At 62.3% G+C, this 16,642-nt stretch carries 14 protein-coding genes; 1 reads left to right on the forward strand and 13 read right to left on the reverse strand.

Annotated elements, in window-relative coordinates:
• The first annotated feature begins 86 nt into the window (after window positions 1-86).
• The gene (locus ACUN8C_RS12420) at window positions 87-1,121 is read left to right on the forward strand and encodes an FAD:protein FMN transferase (RefSeq protein WP_445619501.1); all 1,035 of its coding nucleotides are present in this window, start codon (window positions 87-89) and stop codon (window positions 1,119-1,121) included.
• Window positions 1,122-1,187: 66 nt separating this feature from the next.
• Here ACUN8C_RS12420 and ACUN8C_RS12425 read toward each other — a convergent pair whose 3' ends face one another.
• The 13 genes from ACUN8C_RS12425 to ACUN8C_RS12485 form a co-directional block, all read right to left on the reverse strand.
• Window positions 1,188-1,904, reverse strand: a complete 717-nt coding sequence (locus ACUN8C_RS12425) for a type 1 glutamine amidotransferase (RefSeq protein ID WP_445619502.1) — start codon at window positions 1,902-1,904, stop codon at window positions 1,188-1,190.
• 87 nt (window positions 1,905-1,991) lie between these two features.
• The gene (eat, locus tag ACUN8C_RS12430; RefSeq protein ID WP_445621861.1) at window positions 1,992-3,425 is read right to left on the reverse strand and encodes an ethanolamine permease; all 1,434 of its coding nucleotides are present in this window, start codon (window positions 3,423-3,425) and stop codon (window positions 1,992-1,994) included.
• Window positions 3,426-3,581: 156 nt separating this feature from the next.
• A complete protein-coding gene (gene copM / locus ACUN8C_RS12435) occupies window positions 3,582-3,977 on the reverse strand; it encodes a CopM family metallochaperone (protein WP_445619503.1) in 396 nt (131 codons plus the stop codon).
• Between the two features lie 34 nt (window positions 3,978-4,011).
• On the reverse strand, window positions 4,012-4,956 hold the full coding sequence (locus ACUN8C_RS12440; protein ID WP_445619504.1) for a carbohydrate kinase family protein: 945 nt from the start codon (window positions 4,954-4,956) through the stop codon (window positions 4,012-4,014).
• Window positions 4,957-5,051: 95 nt separating this feature from the next.
• Window positions 5,052-6,110 carry an NAD(P)-dependent alcohol dehydrogenase gene (locus tag ACUN8C_RS12445; RefSeq protein WP_445619505.1) on the reverse strand — a complete coding sequence of 353 codons (1,059 nt, stop codon included), beginning with the start codon at window positions 6,108-6,110 and terminating at the stop codon, window positions 5,052-5,054.
• A 115-nt stretch (window positions 6,111-6,225) separates the two neighbouring features.
• Entirely contained in the window at window positions 6,226-7,608 is a 1,383-nt protein-coding gene (astB, locus tag ACUN8C_RS12450; protein ID WP_445619506.1) for an N-succinylarginine dihydrolase, read from the reverse strand.
• The gene (gene astD / locus ACUN8C_RS12455) at window positions 7,605-9,122 is read right to left on the reverse strand and encodes a succinylglutamate-semialdehyde dehydrogenase (protein WP_445621862.1); all 1,518 of its coding nucleotides are present in this window, start codon (window positions 9,120-9,122) and stop codon (window positions 7,605-7,607) included. Before astD ends, astB begins: the two co-directional genes overlap by 4 nt.
• 31 nt (window positions 9,123-9,153) lie before the next feature.
• Complete coding sequence (astA, locus tag ACUN8C_RS12460; protein WP_445619507.1) at window positions 9,154-10,215, reverse strand: arginine N-succinyltransferase; 1,062 nt, start codon at window positions 10,213-10,215, stop codon at window positions 9,154-9,156.
• A complete protein-coding gene (locus ACUN8C_RS12465) occupies window positions 10,209-11,255 on the reverse strand; it encodes an arginine N-succinyltransferase (protein ID WP_445619508.1) in 1,047 nt (348 codons plus the stop codon). The genes astA and ACUN8C_RS12465 overlap by 7 nt, the downstream gene beginning before the upstream one ends.
• 11 nt (window positions 11,256-11,266) lie before the next feature.
• A complete protein-coding gene (locus ACUN8C_RS12470; protein ID WP_445619509.1) occupies window positions 11,267-12,481 on the reverse strand; it encodes an aspartate aminotransferase family protein in 1,215 nt (404 codons plus the stop codon).
• 137 nt (window positions 12,482-12,618) lie between these two features.
• On the reverse strand, window positions 12,619-13,248 hold the full coding sequence (locus tag ACUN8C_RS12475) for a transglutaminase-like cysteine peptidase (protein WP_445619510.1): 630 nt from the start codon (window positions 13,246-13,248) through the stop codon (window positions 12,619-12,621).
• Window positions 13,249-13,328: 80 nt separating this feature from the next.
• Window positions 13,329-15,254: an EAL domain-containing protein gene (locus tag ACUN8C_RS12480; RefSeq protein WP_445619511.1), complete on the reverse strand. Its 1,926-nt coding sequence runs from the start codon at window positions 15,252-15,254 to the stop codon at window positions 13,329-13,331.
• Window positions 15,251-16,600 carry a TolC family outer membrane protein gene (locus ACUN8C_RS12485; protein ID WP_445619512.1) on the reverse strand — a complete coding sequence of 450 codons (1,350 nt, stop codon included), beginning with the start codon at window positions 16,598-16,600 and terminating at the stop codon, window positions 15,251-15,253. Before ACUN8C_RS12485 ends, ACUN8C_RS12480 begins: the two co-directional genes overlap by 4 nt.
• Window positions 16,601-16,642: the final 42 nt, after the last annotated feature.

Raw genomic sequence — 16,642 nt, forward strand, 5'->3', positions numbered from 1 at the left:
CTGCGCGTCGCGATGACGCACAATGTATGCGCTTTTCACCACAGTCATGGTCCTGGACACGGACTCACTTCTGTTAATGGTTGCTCATGAACACACGCGCACTTGTCCCCCTTTCCCCCATTATCGCCGCCATGCTGCTGATCGGCTGTGACCGCGTCCCCGAAGTCGAACTGGCTCAGGGTGAGGCTCAGGGCACCACCTATCACATCAAGTGGTGGGGCGAGGATACCCCCTCTCATGGAAACATCGAGGCCGACCTGACCCGGGTGCTCACGAAGATCGATCAGGACATTTCGACCTATCGCGACGACTCCTGGATTTCACGCTTCAACGACAATCGCAGTACCGACTGGCAGGCAGCGCCGCCCGACGTCATTCATCTGCTGCAGATTGCACGCCGCGTCAATGAACAGTCAAAGGGCTGCTACGACCCGACGGTCGCCCCGCTGTTCAGGTTGTGGGGGTTTCAGGACGAAAATTTCCAGGTGCCCTCGGATGAGTCCATCCGTGAGGCCATGACGCATATCGGCCTTGAGCATCTCGAGCTCGACGCCAGCGCCGGAAAAATTCGCAAGACGATCCCCGAGCTCTCCATCGATCTGTCCTCAATGGGCGAAGGCTTTAGCGTGGACCGGATTGCCGCAATGCTGGAATCCCATGGCATTCACGATTATCTGGCAGAGCTGGGCGGCGACATGCGCATCCGTGGCGCCAAGCCGGACGATGAGCCCTGGCGGGTCGGGATCGAGACGCCAAGCCCCGGCGAGCGCCGCGCCGGCCACATCGTGACCGTCAATGACCGCCAGGGGCTGTCGCTCAACACCTCCGGCACCTACCGGCGCTATTTTGACGACAGCGGCCATGCCTATGGTCATATCATCGATCCGCGCAGTGGCCACCCCGCCACGCATGATCTGGTCTCGGCCACCGTCTTTGGCACCGAGGCCGCCGTCAGCGATGCCTGGGCCACCACCATGCTTTGTCTGGGACGAGAGGACGGCACTACCGTGGCCGACCGTGAAGGCCTGCCGGTCTATCTCATCGAACGCCACGCAGAGAACGACTTTACCGACAGCCGCACGAAGGCGCTGGAAAAGAGCCAAAGGCTCACGCTGGAATAGCGCCACCGATCGGCAGAACAGGAAAAGGCAGCCGACCCGCGGGTGGGCTGCCAGCATCAAGAAGGTCTAGTCGGCAGTGCTGCCCTCGCGCATGAAATTGACGATCCAGCGTGCCATGACATGATCATCGACCGGCGCATTGAGCGAGGCCATGGCCTCGCGGCGGCGACGTTCCGGCAGCCTGTCGCCCTTGTCGGCCATCAGATCTGCGCTGCATGCCTTCGAGAACTCGGGATGGCCCTGAACGCTCATGAAGCGGGCACCATACTGCAGCAGGTAATACGGGCAGAACGGGCTTTCAGCCAGCACCTCGGTGTCTTCGGGCAGGGCCAGCACCTGATCCTGATGACTGACGATCAGATCCAGCCCTGCCTGCCCGGGCGTCATCCACGATTTATGATGTATCACCGTATTGAACGAGACCCCCACGCCCCAGCCGCGATCGCTTTTCCCCACACGACCGCCAAGCGCCTGCGCTATCGCCTGGTGGCCAAAGCAGATGCCAACCACCGTTTGATGCTCGGCGTACAGACGGCGAATCAGCGTCAGTAGCGACTCGATCCAGGCATGCCCCTCGTAGACGCCGGCCTTGCTGCCGGAAATCAGCCAGGCATCGACCACGTCAGATTCAGTGGGCAGTTCACCTTCGTGAACCCGCCAGGTGACGAATTCGATGGTGGGGTCCACCGCCTGTAAAAGCCGCGCATATAGGGCAGGATAGTTGCCATGCACGCGGGCCACATGGGGGGCCAGATCATCACACTGCAGCAGACCGACTTTCATGCGTGGTTACACCCTTTTTCTATCAACAGACACTGTCATCAGACGCTTCTATCAAATTCTGTTATCAGATGCGCCCATCGAACAGGGTTACTTTAACGTCGCCTCGGCGCTGGCAATGGCGTCAAATTCCTCTTCCGGCGCCTGTGCTACCAGTCGCTTGCGACTGTAAAGCCCAAACCAGGCCAGCATGATGGCGTAGAAAAGACCTGCCCAGAGCGCGGCCTGCAGGCTGACCACAAAGGTCGAGATAAAGGCGATGATGGAGAGTCCCAGCGCCACCCCGGAGGTCCAGCGCCCGCCCGGCGTTTTATAGGGCCTTGCCAGGTCCGGCTCGCGGGTGCGCAGTAGCCAGTGCGACAGCGTCATCATGGCGTACGAGATGGTCGCGCCGAACACGGCCATGGTGATCATCAAATCCCCCTGCCCGGTCAGTGACAGCAAAAAGCCGATGACCCCGGGCACGATCAGGGCCAGTACGGGTGCCCCACGGCGGCTGGTAATCGACAGTATTCGGGGAATATAGCCGGCCCGCGACAGGGCAAACACCTGACGCGAATAGCCAAAGATGATCGAAAAAAACGAGGCAATCAGCCCGAACAGGCCGATCAGATTCACAAAGCTTGCTGCCCAGTTGCCCAGCCCGTAGACAGCGTTGAGGGCGTCCACCAGCGGCGCCGCTGAAGTACTCATGGCGCGGGCACCGGCACCGCCCGGCGCCAGTAGCAGCATGCAAAAGGCAAAGACCAGCAGGACAGCCATCGCCGCGATAATGCCGCGTGGCATGTCGCGTCCGGGATGGCGCGATTCTTCAGCGGCCAGCGGGACCCCCTCAACGGCCAGAAACAGCCACATGGCAAAGGGGATCGCCCCCCAGATGCCCAGATAGCCGTTGGGCAGAAAGAGGGAAGCGCCCAGCGCCTGGGTCGGGGCGATATCAAAAAGTCGGGCGGTGTCAAAATGCGGCAGCATGCCAACGATGAACACGACAATGGCAATCACGGCCAGCGCCGTGACTCCCATCATGATGCGAAGCGCCTCACCTGCACCCCACAGATGCAGCCCCACAAAGGCGATATAGAACACGGCATAGACCAGTGGCCCGTCGAGCCCGATCAGGGAATTGACGTAGCCGCCAATGAAGATGGCAATCGCCGCTGGCGCAATGGCGTATTCGAGCAAAATGGCCGTGCCGGTGATATAACCGCCCCACGGCCCCATGGCCCGGCGGGCAAAGCTGTAACCACCCCCGGCGGTGGGCAGTGATGAGGAGAGCTCCGCCAGCGACAGCACCATGGCGGTGTACATGATGGCCATCAGAATGGTGGCGATCAGCATGCCGCCAAAACCGCCCACCCCAATGCCCAGGTTCCAGCCGGCAAAATCACCGGAGATCACATAGGACACGCCCAGCGTCGCCAGCAGCACCCAACCGGCGGCGCCCTTTTTGAGCTGACGCTTTTGCAGATAGTCTTCAGCCACGGCGTCGTGACGAACGCCGCTGTCATGCTTCGTTTCATGCATCATGACGACACCTCGCGATTGTTGTTATTGGTCGCATTGTGAGGGGCCACCCACGGGTGGCCCCGTGCCCGGTCACGATTCAAGCGTGCCTGAGCGTCAGGTCATCATGCCCTGCCAGAACGGATCAGGCGAGTGCCTGTCGGCATCGAGTGCTGTCTATTTTGCTTTTTGAGAATCAGGCGAGTCGTCATGCTCGGCAATCCAGCGCTCGAGCTGATCGATTTCACGCTGCTGGGCATCGATGACGTTACGGGCCAGTGACCGCATCTGCTCATCGCTGCCATGCTCGAGCTCGATACGCGCCATATCGACTGCCCCTCTGTGATGAGCCAGCATGCCCCGCGCAAAGTCCATGTCGACATTGCCACTGGTACTGATGGCCATGTCATGATGCATGCGCTGATTGGCCTCACTGAAGGCATGCGCTGCCTGATCGGCCTCGCCCGCCGATGAGCCATGAGCCTCGTGCGTGGCGGGTGCCTCTGCCAGCGCCACACCAGACATCAGCAGCCCTGCGACAAGTGACATACCGCGACCGGATTTCGAGAACATCCCTTTTCTCCCTGTTGAATCAATACGATGGTATTTACGTCATGATCTCGTGACGACGGGGCAGATCCGGCCCACGCTGCTGGCAGGTATGCGCTGCCGCCCGCATGGCAAATTCCACCATGTCACGGCGCTGATCCTGAGTCAGCTGACCGGGGCCTTCGGGCGTGGCCAGACCCTGTTCGTCGAGCCATGCCAGAAGCGCTGCCATGAAGCTGTCGCCGGCACCCACGGCGTCCACGACGCTGATCACTTCGGGCGTGAAGGATTCACTGCCGCTTGCCGTGAAAAGCGTCACGCCTTCCCCGCCACGGGTCATGATGACCATTGGGCAACGGTCATTAAGCCAGCCGCGGATCACCACCTCAGAGTCCCTGTCCGGATAAAGGGACTCAAGGTCTTCATCGCTGATCTTGATCAGATGGGCATGCGCAGCGAAGGTATCGATACGCTCGCGCCAGCGTGCCACGTCGGGCTCGACCTTGAGACGAATGTTGGGATCCAGCGAGATCAGGCAGCGGTCGCGCTCACGTGCCACCAGCGCCTCCAGCGTTTCGCTGGTGGGCGAGACGGCGAGCGCATAGGAACCGACATGAATGGCATGCACCGTCTCAAGGCTTGAGGGCAAATGCGCTGTTTCCAGCATGCGATCGGCGCCGCACTGGTTGTAGAAGACGTAGCGCGGCGAGCCATTGTCATCCAGCGTCACCATGGCCAGCGTGGTCGCGCTGCCCGGGATCTCAACCATGAAGTCGGTCTCGACCGACTCACTGGCCAGCACCGCACGCAGGCGCTCGCCCAGCGCGTCCTGCGCCAGCCCGGTAAAGAAGGCGGACTGACGCTCAAGGCGTGAAAGGCCGATGGCCACGTTCATGGGCGAGCCGCCGGCCACGGCCGTAAACGACAGCGATGAAGCGTCCGGGGCGATCTGCCCCTCATCGGAAAAGAAGTCAAAAAGGGCCTCACCGCAGACCAGAAACATCGAACGCCTCCACAACTGTTTGAAAAGGAACAAGCTTAACGCACCCGGGCCCGGACGTCGTGGGCCTCACCTGCTGTCCCTTTTCGACCGTTCGATCAGTGCCGTTCGTCGGCGGCCACCCTGATCTGTAGCTTGACGTCCGTGGGCCGCGCCTCAACGGCGCGATCAAAGGCCGCCACGCTCTGGTCGAAATCAAAGGTTTCGGCAATCAGCGGCTTGAGATTCACCTTGCCGGAGGCGATCAGTTCGATGGCCCGGTCATAGACGTTGGCATAGCGAAAGACCGTCTCGATGCGCACTTCCTTCGTCTGGGCGAGGACCACATCGAAACTGACCTTTTCGACCGGCATGCCGACCAGCACCATGACGCCGCCCGGACGCACGCAGGCCAGCGCATCGTCATACACGCGCGGGCTGCCGCTGGCTTCAAACACCACATCGGCGCCCCAGCCCTCACCGGTCAGCTCGGTAACGCGCTCGGTCAGCGACTCGTGGGCCACATTGACCGGAATCAGCCCCTTGTACCCGGCAGCGATGGCGAGCTTGTCATCCACCACATCAGAGATCACCACGCGACTGGCGCCGGAGGCCAGAGCCGCCAGGGCCACCATCAGGCCGATCGGGCCGCAGCCGGTCACCACGCAGGTATCGCCCGGCTGCAGTTTTGCCTTGACCACGGCCTGCATGCCCACCGCAAACGGCTCGACCATGGCCCCTTCGGCAAAGGAGACGCTGTCCGGCAGCTTGAAGGTAAACGCTGCCGGATGAATGACCTCGGGCGTAAGACAGCCATGGATGGGCGGCGTGGCCCAGAAGCGTACGGCCGGGTCGACGTTGTACATTCCGAGTTTTGACGCACGCGAGGTCGCATCCGGAATACCCGGCTCCATGCAGACCCGATCACCCGGAGCGAGCGCTTTGACATTGGCGCCGACTTCCGTGACGGTACCGGCGCCCTCGTGACCCAGCACCATCGGCGCCTCCACTACAAAGGGACCGATGCGCCCGTGGGTGTAGTAGTGAATATCGCTGCCGCAGATGCCCACGGTGTGCATGCTGATGCGCACATCATCCGGTCCGACCTCTCCGGGCAGTTCGATCTCACGCAGGGCCAGCTCGTTCTGACGCTCCAGTACCAGTGCTTTCGCCTTCATGTCATGACCTCGCTATGCCGTTATTGGATCGACCGTTGATGGACTGTCCTGAAGTGTCAGCGCTAAACGAGCGTCCTGCCAGCCATAAAGACGCCAGCGCTTTACAACCATGGTCTTATGAAAAAAGGCCCTGCGACGCGACACCTTCCAGCTGGAAGGGATAAATTGATCCCAGCGCCAGCAGATCGGTCAGCTCCTGAAGCGCTGCCAGCGACTCGTGGGCCAGCTGCGGATCGGCAAGATCCTCAAGCGTCAGACGATCGCGATAGTGACGCTCGACCCATTGGACGAGGTCCCGGTACAGGCCATCATCAAGCATGACACGCCCGTTCATCGCCTGACGTTCGGCCTCACCAAGCACCACGCGCAGGCGCAGGCAGGCCGGGCCGCCCCCGTTGCGCATGCTCTGTTTGACGTCGCGTACCACAACCTCGCTGATCGGATTGTTGCCACCCAGCAGCAGGTTCTGGATCGTCATCCAGACGGCCTCATCGGCCTCGCACTCCCCCGGCACCACCAGCGTCATGCTGCCGTCCTCCCGGCTCAAAAGCTGGGAGTTGAACAGATAGCTCGCCACCGCGGCTTCCAGCGGCACGGCCTCCTCGGGCACGCGGATGGGAATCAGCGGCTGTCCATCGCTGCGCGCGGCAAGACGGTCGCGCAACGCCTCCAGCACCGCACGCTCTTCAAGGAAGGCACGCTCGTGATAGAGCAGTACCGGCCCATTGCCGACGCAGATCACGTCGTTGTGAAACACGCCTGCGTCGATGGCCTCCGGATGCTGCTGGGCAAACACGGTCTGCTGATCACTCAAACCGTGCTGGCGGGCCAGCGCCCGGCAGGCCCTGAGGGTCTGTCGCGGGCGATGGTGTATCGGGGCAGCCAGGGTGTCCGGCGCCGGGTCGCCATGCACGAACAGATGCACGCCCGGACCGCTGTGCTGCGCGCACAGGCGGGTATGGTTGGCCGCGCCCTCATCGGAAAACCAGGGCGTGGCCGGCAGTGCCGGGTGATGGGCAAAGTATCGCTCATCACGAAAGATCGCCCTGAGGGTTCGCGCAGTCTGCGACGTCTCGATCGAGCGATGCAGCGCCGACTGCATGTTGGCGGGCGTGACGTGTACGCGGGAATCCAGCGTGTCGCGCGAGGGCGTGATGGTAGCGGCGTTGGCCGTCCACATGGCCGCCGCCGAGCAGGCGGCGTACAAAAGCTCGGGCGACTCGCTGCCGACTCGTGGCAGAACATCTTCCGGGGCGCCGCGATAGCCAAGACGATGCAACAGCCCCATGTCGGGGCGCTGCTGCGGCGGCAATACCGCCTGAGCAAAGCCGGCATCGCGTGAGGCCTTCATTTTTTCAAGCCCCTGCAACGCGGCTTCTCGCGGGTTGGAGATCAGCCCGGCGTGACGTTTCGAGGCCAGATTGCCCTGCGCCAGCCCCGCGTAGTTGTGTGTGGGGCCCACCAGACCATCAAAATTGATCTCGATGGCATCACTCATATGGACTCCTCACCGTCAAAACCGGCCAGCGTAATGCCCGGCGGCAGCTGATCCGGCAGCACCAGCGTATCGCTTTCCATGGAAGCGACCGGCCAGGCACAGTAATCCGCCGCATACCAGGCACTGGGGCGGTGATTGCCGCTGGCGCCCACGCCACCAAAGGGCGCATCGCTGGCCGCACCGGTGGTCTGTCGATTCCAGTTGACCACGCCGGCACGAATGCGCAGCACAAAGTCTTCCCAGACCTCTAAAGTGCCGCCAATCAGTCCGGCGGCCAGTCCAAAACGGGTGTTATTGGCCTCGGCAATCGCATTTTCCCAATCAGGATAACGGTATATTTTCAGCAACGGTCCGAAATATTCCTCGTCCGGCACCTCAATGCCGGTCACGTCCATCAACCCCGGCGACAGCAGACTGGTGCCTTCCTTCACGCACGCCATGCGCGACAGCACCCTTGCACCCATCGCCTCGAGCTGCTGCTGGGCGTCGAGCATTTTCTGCGCCGCCTCTGGAGACACCAGCCCACTGTAGAACGGCTCCTGCTCGCCGTGTCCGTCCATACCATCGAACTGCGGCCCCACCACCAGCGTGGCCAGTGTTTGACGCAGGGCCTCGATCAGCCGATCTCCCGAAGTGCCTTCCGGCACCAGCAGACGCCGGGCGCAGGTACAGCGCTGGCCGCCCGACAGATAGGCGGACTGAATAATGGTCAGCACCGTGGCCTCGATGTCTTCCGGCACGTCATGAATCAGCAGCGGATTATTGCCGCCCAGTTCCAGCGCCAGCATCGTCTCCAGTCGACCGCCCATGCCTTCGTGCAGACGCTTGCCGGTCCCCTCGCTGCCGGTAAAGAGCAGCCCGTCGATCCCGGTGTCGCCGGCCAGCGCCTGGCCGGTCTCGATGCCGCCCTGTACCAGATTGATCACGCCCGGCGGCAGACCGGCTTCCTGCCAGCAGGAAAGCACCAGATCGGCCGTGGCCGGCGTCAGCTCGCTGGGCTTGAAAACTACCGTGTTGCCGGCCAGAAGCGCCGGCACGATATGGCCATTGGGCAGATGCCCGGGAAAGTTGTAAGGACCAAAGACCGCCATCACGCCGTGCGGGCGATGACGCACCACGGCGCGCACGCCGGCGCTTTCACGCACGCGCGTGGGCGTACGCTCATGCCAGGCCGCCATGGAGACGGCTATCTTGCCGATCATGGCCTGAACTTCGGTACCGGCCTCCCAGCGTGGCTTGCCGGTTTCCCGGGCAATGGTATCGGCCAGCACGCTGCGGTGATGTTCCAGGCGCTCACGGAAGGCTTCCAGCAGTGCGATACGGGTCTCGATCGGCTGTCGTGCCCAGCCCGGAAAGGCTTTTCGGGCGGCAGCAACTGCGCGCGCAACCTGATCGGCACTGGCACCACGACCCTGCCAGAGACCTTCACCGCTGACCGGGTCACGCTTTTCAAATGCGCTCCCCTCGCCCGAAATCCATTCACCGCCTACCAACAGCTGCTGCGTGATCTCGATACTCATCTCTTCCTCCATGAACATGGCATGCTCAGGTGGCCAGCAGCCTGAGCGTATCTCCGTTGTCGACCTTCAGCCGCTGCGCCTCTTCCGGGGTCAGGGCAATCACGTCGTCCTGCGGCCCTCGCCCGACCCAGCCGGCCCGGAAATCCACCGCCGCCCCGGTCGTGGCCGCCAGCCAGCCCGGCCGCTCATCGCTTGAAAGCGCCTCCTGAACGCTGACACGGGCGGTTTGGCTATCGCGAATCGAGCGCACGTCATCAATGTAGGCCTCCACGGTCGGGCCGCCGTCAAAGATGTCGATGTAGCCTTCAAAGCGCAGACCGTCACGGTTGAGCATCGCCAGCGCCGGGCGGGTCTGGGTATGGACCTGACCAATGCACGCCCGGGCACTCGGCGGCAGAAAGGAGATACAGATCGGGTGGCGCGGCATCATCTCGCCGATGAAACCCTTCTCGCCCATGCCGGTGAGATGGTCGGCACGCTGAAACTCGATGGGCAGGAATTTCTGGCCCAGTGCCTCCCAAAACGGGCTTTTGCCGTCGTCATCAAAGCGGCCGCGCATCTCGGCCAGCACCCGGTCCGGGAAGCGCTCGCGAAAGCCTGCCATGAACAGCCAGCGCGCTCGGGACAACAGCGTGCCGTTGCGCATCGGTCGTTGCGCCTCGCCGCGCCAGCGCTCTCGCAGATAGAGCGAGCACACCTCGGCCGAGCCGGTGTGATCGGAACACAAAAAGAGCGTATCCAGCGTTCGATGTAGCTCCAGGTGGCTGGAGGAATGCGCCAGCTGACCAATGCGATAGTGGTAAAACGGCGCTTCAAGCCCGACGCGCGACTCGATCGCACAGCAGCCGGCCAGACGCTCGGCACTCTCCAGAGGCTGGCTGTCATCCTCGAGCACAAAGAAATAGAGCGCAGCTTCAGGCGCCTCGTCTGTCGTTTCCTGCGAGCGCTGAAAGCTCTCGCGAGCATGGGCGATCTTGTCGATCAAAAAGTCGCGGCTGTCCGGCAGGGAGGTAAATCCGGGGCCGGTCTCGACGGCGATCGCCTGCAGGGCATCAATGTCGCTTTCCTCGATGGGCCGAATCAGCATGGCTGTCCCTCCGAATCACAGGATCGATCAAAGGGAATCACCAGTACCGGCTCGTCGATCTCAACGGCAAGACGCCGGACACTGTCCGCCTCCATGACGCATTGGCCGCGCTCGTTGAGACTCGCCGTCACCACACAGGCTCTAAAGCTTCCCAGCCGTTGACTGGCAATCAGCACGGGTCTGGCACAGGCGCCCTCAAAAGACACATCACCGACCTGCACGGTCAGCCACTGACCATGAGGCAGATGATCGCGCGACGCTTCCAGCAGCGGTCCACCATCGAGCATGTCGACGTGGCGCGACAGGCGAAACCCCTCCTGCTGCCAGGCTGTCAGAGCGTTGAGGTGATTGTCGCCGGCCCGACCGATGGCGTCACGCGCATGGTCGTCCAGCAGCGGCAGATACAGCGGAAACGGCGGCATGACCTCACCGATAAAGCTTCTCGACCCCAGGCTTGCTGCCCGGTGAATGTCATCGAAGTCACGCGAGAAGAAATGGCGACCCACGCCATCCCAGAACGGCGTTCGCCCGCCCTCACGATAGCCGGACAGCGCCACGAACAGCGTCGCGGCAAAGCGCTCCGGAAACCGGGCGATCAGCGCCAGTCGCGCTGCGCGCAGCAGGCGTCGGGCACTGTCGGCCAGCCCATGATCGGTGGTCGCCAGCGCACACAGCAGCGAGGCATGAGACATCTCATGCGAGATGGATAAAATGTCCACCTCGCGGCGGACATCGAGCTGCTGCGAGGCGTGAATCAGCGTTTCCTGACGATAGGTGTAATAGGCCTCCCGGCCCCCTGCCAGCGCCTTGACCGTGGCCGTAGCGATCACTTCGCCCGCCTCGGTCTCCGCCACCAGCACATACTGTTCATCCCCCGGGCGGTCAACGCTTGCTGCCAACGCCGCCTGGCTCGAGGCCAGGCGCTGCATCAACCGGTCACGATCGGCCGGCAGATTGGTCAGGGCAGGACGCGCCATCGCGGCCATGGCCATGATGGCGTCGACATCATCAGGCGTGGCACTGCGTGCAATCAGTGACATGACAGCGCCCCTCAGCCGTTGGCCATTACCCGCGCCAGGGCACGATCGAGACACGCCATGCCTTCATCAATCACCTCCAGCTCGATGACCAGAGACGGCGCAAAGCGCAGCACATTGGGGCCGGCCACCAGCATCATTAGCCCCTCTTCGGTCGCGGCCGCCAGTACCTCACGCCCCCGCTCGCCAAAGGAGTCATTGAATTCGGCTCCCAGAAGCAGCCCCATGCCGCGGATGTCGCTGAAGCAGTCATATTTTTCGTTGAGTTTTTGCAGGTGCTCGCGAAACCGCTGTGAGCGCGCCTCGACGCCCTTGAGCACCTCGGGCGAGCTGATGGTTTCCACCGCCGCCAGCGCCACCGCCGAGCCCAGCGGATTGCCGCCATAGGTCGAGCCATGGGTGCCGACCACGAACACGCGCGCGATCTCGTCGGTGGTCATCATCGCGCCCATCGGGAAACCGCCGCCCAGCGCCTTGGCTGACGTCAGAATGTCGGGGGTAATGCCGTAATGCATGTAGGCGTACAGATGGCCACTGCGCCCGACACCGCACTGGACTTCATCAAAGATCAGCAGCGCCTTGTGATCGTCACAGAGCTTGCGCAGGCCTTCAAGAAACTCGGGCGTACCCGGGGTGACACCGCCCTCACCCTGCATGGGCTCGACGATGACCGCACAGGTGTCGTCGTTGATCAGCTCGCGGGCACTTTCGAGATCATTGTAGGTGCCGTGTTCGATCCCACCGGGTACCGGGCCGAACCCCTGAGAGTACTTGGGCTGACCGCCGACGCTGACGGTGAAAAAGGAGCGGCCGTGGAAGGACTGGCGAAAGGAGACGATGCGATGCTTTTGTTCGCCGACCGTGTCATGGGCATAGCGCCGCGCCAGCTTCAGGGCCGCCTCGTTGGCCTCCAACCCCGAGGAACACAGAAACACCTTGTCGGCAAAGGTCTTCTCGACCAGCGTACGGGCGAGTTTCAGTGCCGGCTCATTGGTATAAACATTGGAAAGGTGCCAGACCTTCTCGCTTTGCGCCTTCAGCGCTTCCATCAGTACCGGATGGCAGTGTCCCAGCCCATTGACCGCGATGCCGCCGGCAAAATCGATATATTCGCGACCCTCCTGGTCCCACAGGCGGCTACCCTCGCCGCGCACCGGTATCACCTTCTGGGGTGAATAATTGGGCAGCATGTACTGATCAAAGGCTTCACGGGTGGGGGTCCAGCTCATGACAGGTCTCCGTTGACAAACACATCTGGCGACAAGACGTCGCCAACAGGTATATCAGTATACGCAGAGGAGACCGGCAAAAGGCAGGGGGCAAACGTGATCCGTGCGGCAAAGATGCCATCGCTTTGGTAGCAGGGTCAGGGCGACTGCATGGCGCCATTGCGCACGCGCACCTGCCAGTCCTCCCAGCGGCTCAGATGGCTTGAACTGCCGATCGGCGCTTCCTGGCCCGATGCCGTCGATGTCCAGAGGCTGCTGCCGTTGAAGCTATAGATGGGGATCAGATCCCGGCGTGACGTGGCCGGTGCGATGGTTTTATTGATGTTGTCCAGAAGCACGGGCATCTGCTGCGGGGCCGCCGCCCAGGAAAGCACCATGTGGAACTGGTCATAGGGCACGTATTTGACGTAGTGAAGACGCATCTGGTCATCGGGGACCCCCAGTTCGAGCAGGGTCAGATACTTGGCCAGGGCAAAGTCCTCGCAATCCCCGCGCCCGACCCCCAGAAACTCGACCGGCGTGGCCCAGTAATCTTCCTGATGCCAGACGTTGACGTCATCCACAAAGCCCAGCTGATTGAAGAAATCGTTGACGCCGGCCAGCTGCGCCGCCACTGGCTGGCCCTTGAGCCGGGTGATCAGCGCCTGCCAGCGCTGCACCCGCTCAAGACCGGCAGTTCCGTAATGCGACGTGATGGCAGAAGAGGCCGGGGTAGAGGCATTCGACAGCATGCCGGCCGAGACCGGAATGGCGATCGCCAGCAACACTGTCACTCCCCATCGGCCCCATTGCCCCATCACAAGACATTCCCCGTCAGATCATGCTTGTCTATCGGCCGATGCGTCGATCAATTGACCACGGGGTTCAATGGCACGGCCGGTGCGAGATAGCCCTGATAACCATCGGCACCGATGTCACTTACCCGCTGGCGCTGCGCTTCGGACTCGACACGCGTCACGATCACCAGCGCCTCGATCTGATGGGCGGCCATGCACAGGCTGTGCAAAAACTCGTTATCGACGTCATCACGCACGAAAAAGGTCTGATCGATCTTGACGTAATCCGGCCGCAGCCTGGAAAGAATCGGCAGGGAATTCAGATTACGGGCAAACCGGTCGATACCGCCGCGGCCCTCCAGATTCCATGCCACGCGGAAAAGACGCTGAACGTTGTCGGTATGGCGCAACACGCTCTCTTCGGTCACTTCCAGGTCCAGGCGACCGGCCAGCGTCGGATAGGTTTTCAGCCACTCGATGAGGCCGTCGACTTCTGCATCACTGCCAATCAGGTCCTGGGTCAGGTTCACGGCCAGCCGGCAGCTGGTGCCATGACCATGACGACTCAGCCAGTCCAGCACGTAACGGTCCATCTGGGCCCCGATGCCGAAATGACGGGCAATGGGCAAAAAGGCCGAGGCCAGATGCACTTCATCCCCTTCCCTGAGCCGCATGAAAAGCTCTCGATGCAGCTCCTGACCATCATTGAGCAACACCGGCTGCGCTACGAACGATGCTGAATCGCTGGACAGGGCACGGTCGATCACCATGCGCCATTCACCGCGGCTGCGTTCACTGTGGCGCGCCTCGCGTGGTGCGATATACCAGCGCTGATCAGTTTCAATGGCCTGGCGCAGTGCACTGTCAGCCTTGGACAGCATGGCGACCCGCTGAAGACCGGGCTCGCGCAGCACGACACCGGCGCAGGCATGATGGACCCGCGCCTCATCCAGCGGATTGATGTCCACGATGTCGTCAATGCGATCCAGCAGGGTCAGCAGCAGTTCCTCACGGTGATCATAGCTGTCATCGGGCACGATCAGGGCAAACTCTTCCGCCGAGAGTCTGGCCGCCTGAATGGGATTGCCCTGCACGCTGATGCCCAGCAGATAATGACCGATGGCACGAATGGCGTTATCGCGCTCTTCAAAACCGTCGCGTCGATAGATCTCGCTGAGATGGTCGATGCGCAGAATCACCAGCGCCCCGCTTTCGGGCGCCGACAGCCACTCATCCAGAATGCGGGTCAGATAGGCACGGTTCCCCAGCTGCGAGACAGCATCCTGTTCGGCCATGCGCTGTAGACGAATGACCTGCGCGGTCTGTGCAACGAACTGATCATTGAGCCGCGCGCTGAGCTGGTTGACCGCCAGGGTAATGCCCTTGAGCTCGCGAATGCGGGTAGATTCAATCGGCCCGGCATAGCCCTCGATCTGGAGAGTTTCGATATAGCGGGAAAGTCGATGCAGCGGCGTCAACAGTCGCCGGAACCCCAGCGCGCACAGTGCCAGTGTCAGCGCCATGCCGACGGCCAGCCACAGCAGCAGATGAAGCCCCAGATTCCACAGCTGGTTATAGGGCAGCGTGTTGTCGGCTTCGAGCATGATGGTGCCCAGCGGCGACCAGCCGCCGGAAATTTCGCGCCGATTGGACAGCTGTGGCAGCGCGATCAGCGACTGGAACCAGCCAGGCGCCTTGGTGGTTCCCGGATTTTGCACCACGATCGGCTCGTCCAGCCCCACCGCCTCGAGCCTGAGCGCACTGACGAAGCTGCCGTCCGAGGTGGCCTGCAACAGCGTTCGAACGCTGGTCCAGTCCCCCTCCTCAATGAACTGCACCAGTGCCAGGCTCAGCCCCTGAGTCATGTTGGCCGTTTCCATGCGCTGGCTATCAAGCAGCGACTGACGAGCGTGCTGGACGTTGATGGCAAAGATGCCGATCGAGAAGATCAGCAGCAGTCCGGCCACGCCGGCCACCAGACGATGAAAGAGACTCATGACTCGCCTCCAGGTGCCATGCCGCCCACACCGAGCAGCTGTTCACCGTCAACATCGCCCTGCCCCACACGAATCTGAAGGGTGTCGAGCAGATGGCCGGTCACCGCCAGCAGGCGATAGCGTGCACGCATCAGGGCAAAACGCGCCTGCAGCTGATCCTGCTGGGCCCCGTAGAGCTCGGTTTCGCTGTCCAGTACATCCAGCAGGGTGCGCCGACCAATATCAAACTGTTTGCGGTAGTTGACCCGGGTCTGTTCGCTGGCATCAACGTGGCGCGCCAGATAGGGCAACTGACTGGTCACGTAGTCGCGGGCGTTCCAGGCCAGACGCAACTCGTCGCGCACCTCGCGCAGGGCGCGGTCGCTGTCATACTGCACGGCTTCCAGCGAGTGCTGGCGAGCGTGCAGCTGTGCCATGTCGCTGCCGCCGCGGTAGAGATTCCACGACATCACAAGCTCGGCGTTCCAGTCGTTGGCCCGGCTGCCCTCGAAGTCATAATCCCGGCTGGTCATCCGGCTGGCCTGAAAGCGCAGCTCGGGCAGAAAATCACTGCGCTCGGCGCCGACCTCATGACCGGCAGCCGTCACCGAATGACGGGCGGCCACCAGAATGGGGTTATTTTCGTTGGCCATGGCCTGCGCCTGCTCGAGATCGTCCGGAACGGGGGCCAGATCCACCTCGTCGGGCAGCATCAGATCGCGGGGTGGCATACCCACCAGGCGCACAAAGGAGGAGATAGCGTCCTCGCGGTTGTTGTAGGCCGCAATCAGGCTGGACTGGGCCCGGGCCAGACGGCCGTCCACCTGGCTTGCATCAGTGGCCGTGCCGGCACCCAGTTCGCTGCGACGACGGATGTCGGCGGCGATGTTCTGGTGGGTATCGACGTTGCGCTCGGCCAGCTCCACGAGCCGCTGGGTCTGCAGGACATCGAGATAGGTCTCGATGGTGGCAAGCCCGACCCGATTGGCCGCGGCTGCCACTTCCCAGCGCTGATAGTCGATCTGACTGTCGGCGTTGCGCACCCGCTCGAGCGTGCGATTGTTATCCCAGATCAGCTGGGAGAGCGTGATGGAGCCGCGGCGATAGTTGTGCGGGTCGCTCGAGCGATCAAGTCCGTTGACTTCACTTTCGTTACGGCCACGCCCGGCACGCGCCTCCAGATCCACCGACGGCAGCCAGGCGCCTCGCTGCGCGCGAGCGTCGTCTCTGAACTGCTCATAGCGGGCGACTTCCGTGCGCGTTATGGGGTTTTCCATGATGGCCTGCGTCACGGCGTCGTCAAGCGACTGCGCCTGCGCTGCCCCTGTGAGTGAGAGCACAAAACACCCGGCCCACCACTTTTTCATCACAACCCCCTGATCCCTTTGTCATTTTTCTGGCGTGAGCGC

This window comes from Kushneria sp. Sum13 (assembly GCF_052692355.1).

Coding starts and splice junctions, on each gene's coding strand:
- ACUN8C_RS12425 (WP_445619502.1), bottom strand. CDS start 1,904: ATGAAAGTCGGTCTGCTGCAGTGTGATGATCTGGCCCCCCATGTGGCC.
- ACUN8C_RS12485 (WP_445619512.1), bottom strand. CDS start 16,600: ATGAAAAAGTGGTGGGCCGGGTGTTTTGTGCTCTCACTCACAGGGGCA.
- ACUN8C_RS12440 (WP_445619504.1), bottom strand. CDS start 4,956: ATGTTTCTGGTCTGCGGTGAGGCCCTTTTTGACTTCTTTTCCGATGAG.
- copM (WP_445619503.1), bottom strand. CDS start 3,977: ATGTTCTCGAAATCCGGTCGCGGTATGTCACTTGTCGCAGGGCTGCTG.
- ACUN8C_RS12445 (WP_445619505.1), bottom strand. CDS start 6,110: ATGAAGGCGAAAGCACTGGTACTGGAGCGTCAGAACGAGCTGGCCCTG.
- ACUN8C_RS12470 (WP_445619509.1), bottom strand. CDS start 12,481: ATGAGCTGGACCCCCACCCGTGAAGCCTTTGATCAGTACATGCTGCCC.
- ACUN8C_RS12480 (WP_445619511.1), bottom strand. CDS start 15,254: ATGAGTCTCTTTCATCGTCTGGTGGCCGGCGTGGCCGGACTGCTGCTG.
- ACUN8C_RS12420 (WP_445619501.1), top strand. CDS start 87: ATGAACACACGCGCACTTGTCCCCCTTTCCCCCATTATCGCCGCCATG.
- astB (WP_445619506.1), bottom strand. CDS start 7,608: ATGAGTGATGCCATCGAGATCAATTTTGATGGTCTGGTGGGCCCCACA.
- eat (WP_445621861.1), bottom strand. CDS start 3,425: ATGCATGAAACGAAGCATGACAGCGGCGTTCGTCACGACGCCGTGGCT.
- astA (WP_445619507.1), bottom strand. CDS start 10,215: ATGCTGATTCGGCCCATCGAGGAAAGCGACATTGATGCCCTGCAGGCG.
- ACUN8C_RS12465 (WP_445619508.1), bottom strand. CDS start 11,255: ATGTCACTGATTGCACGCAGTGCCACGCCTGATGATGTCGACGCCATC.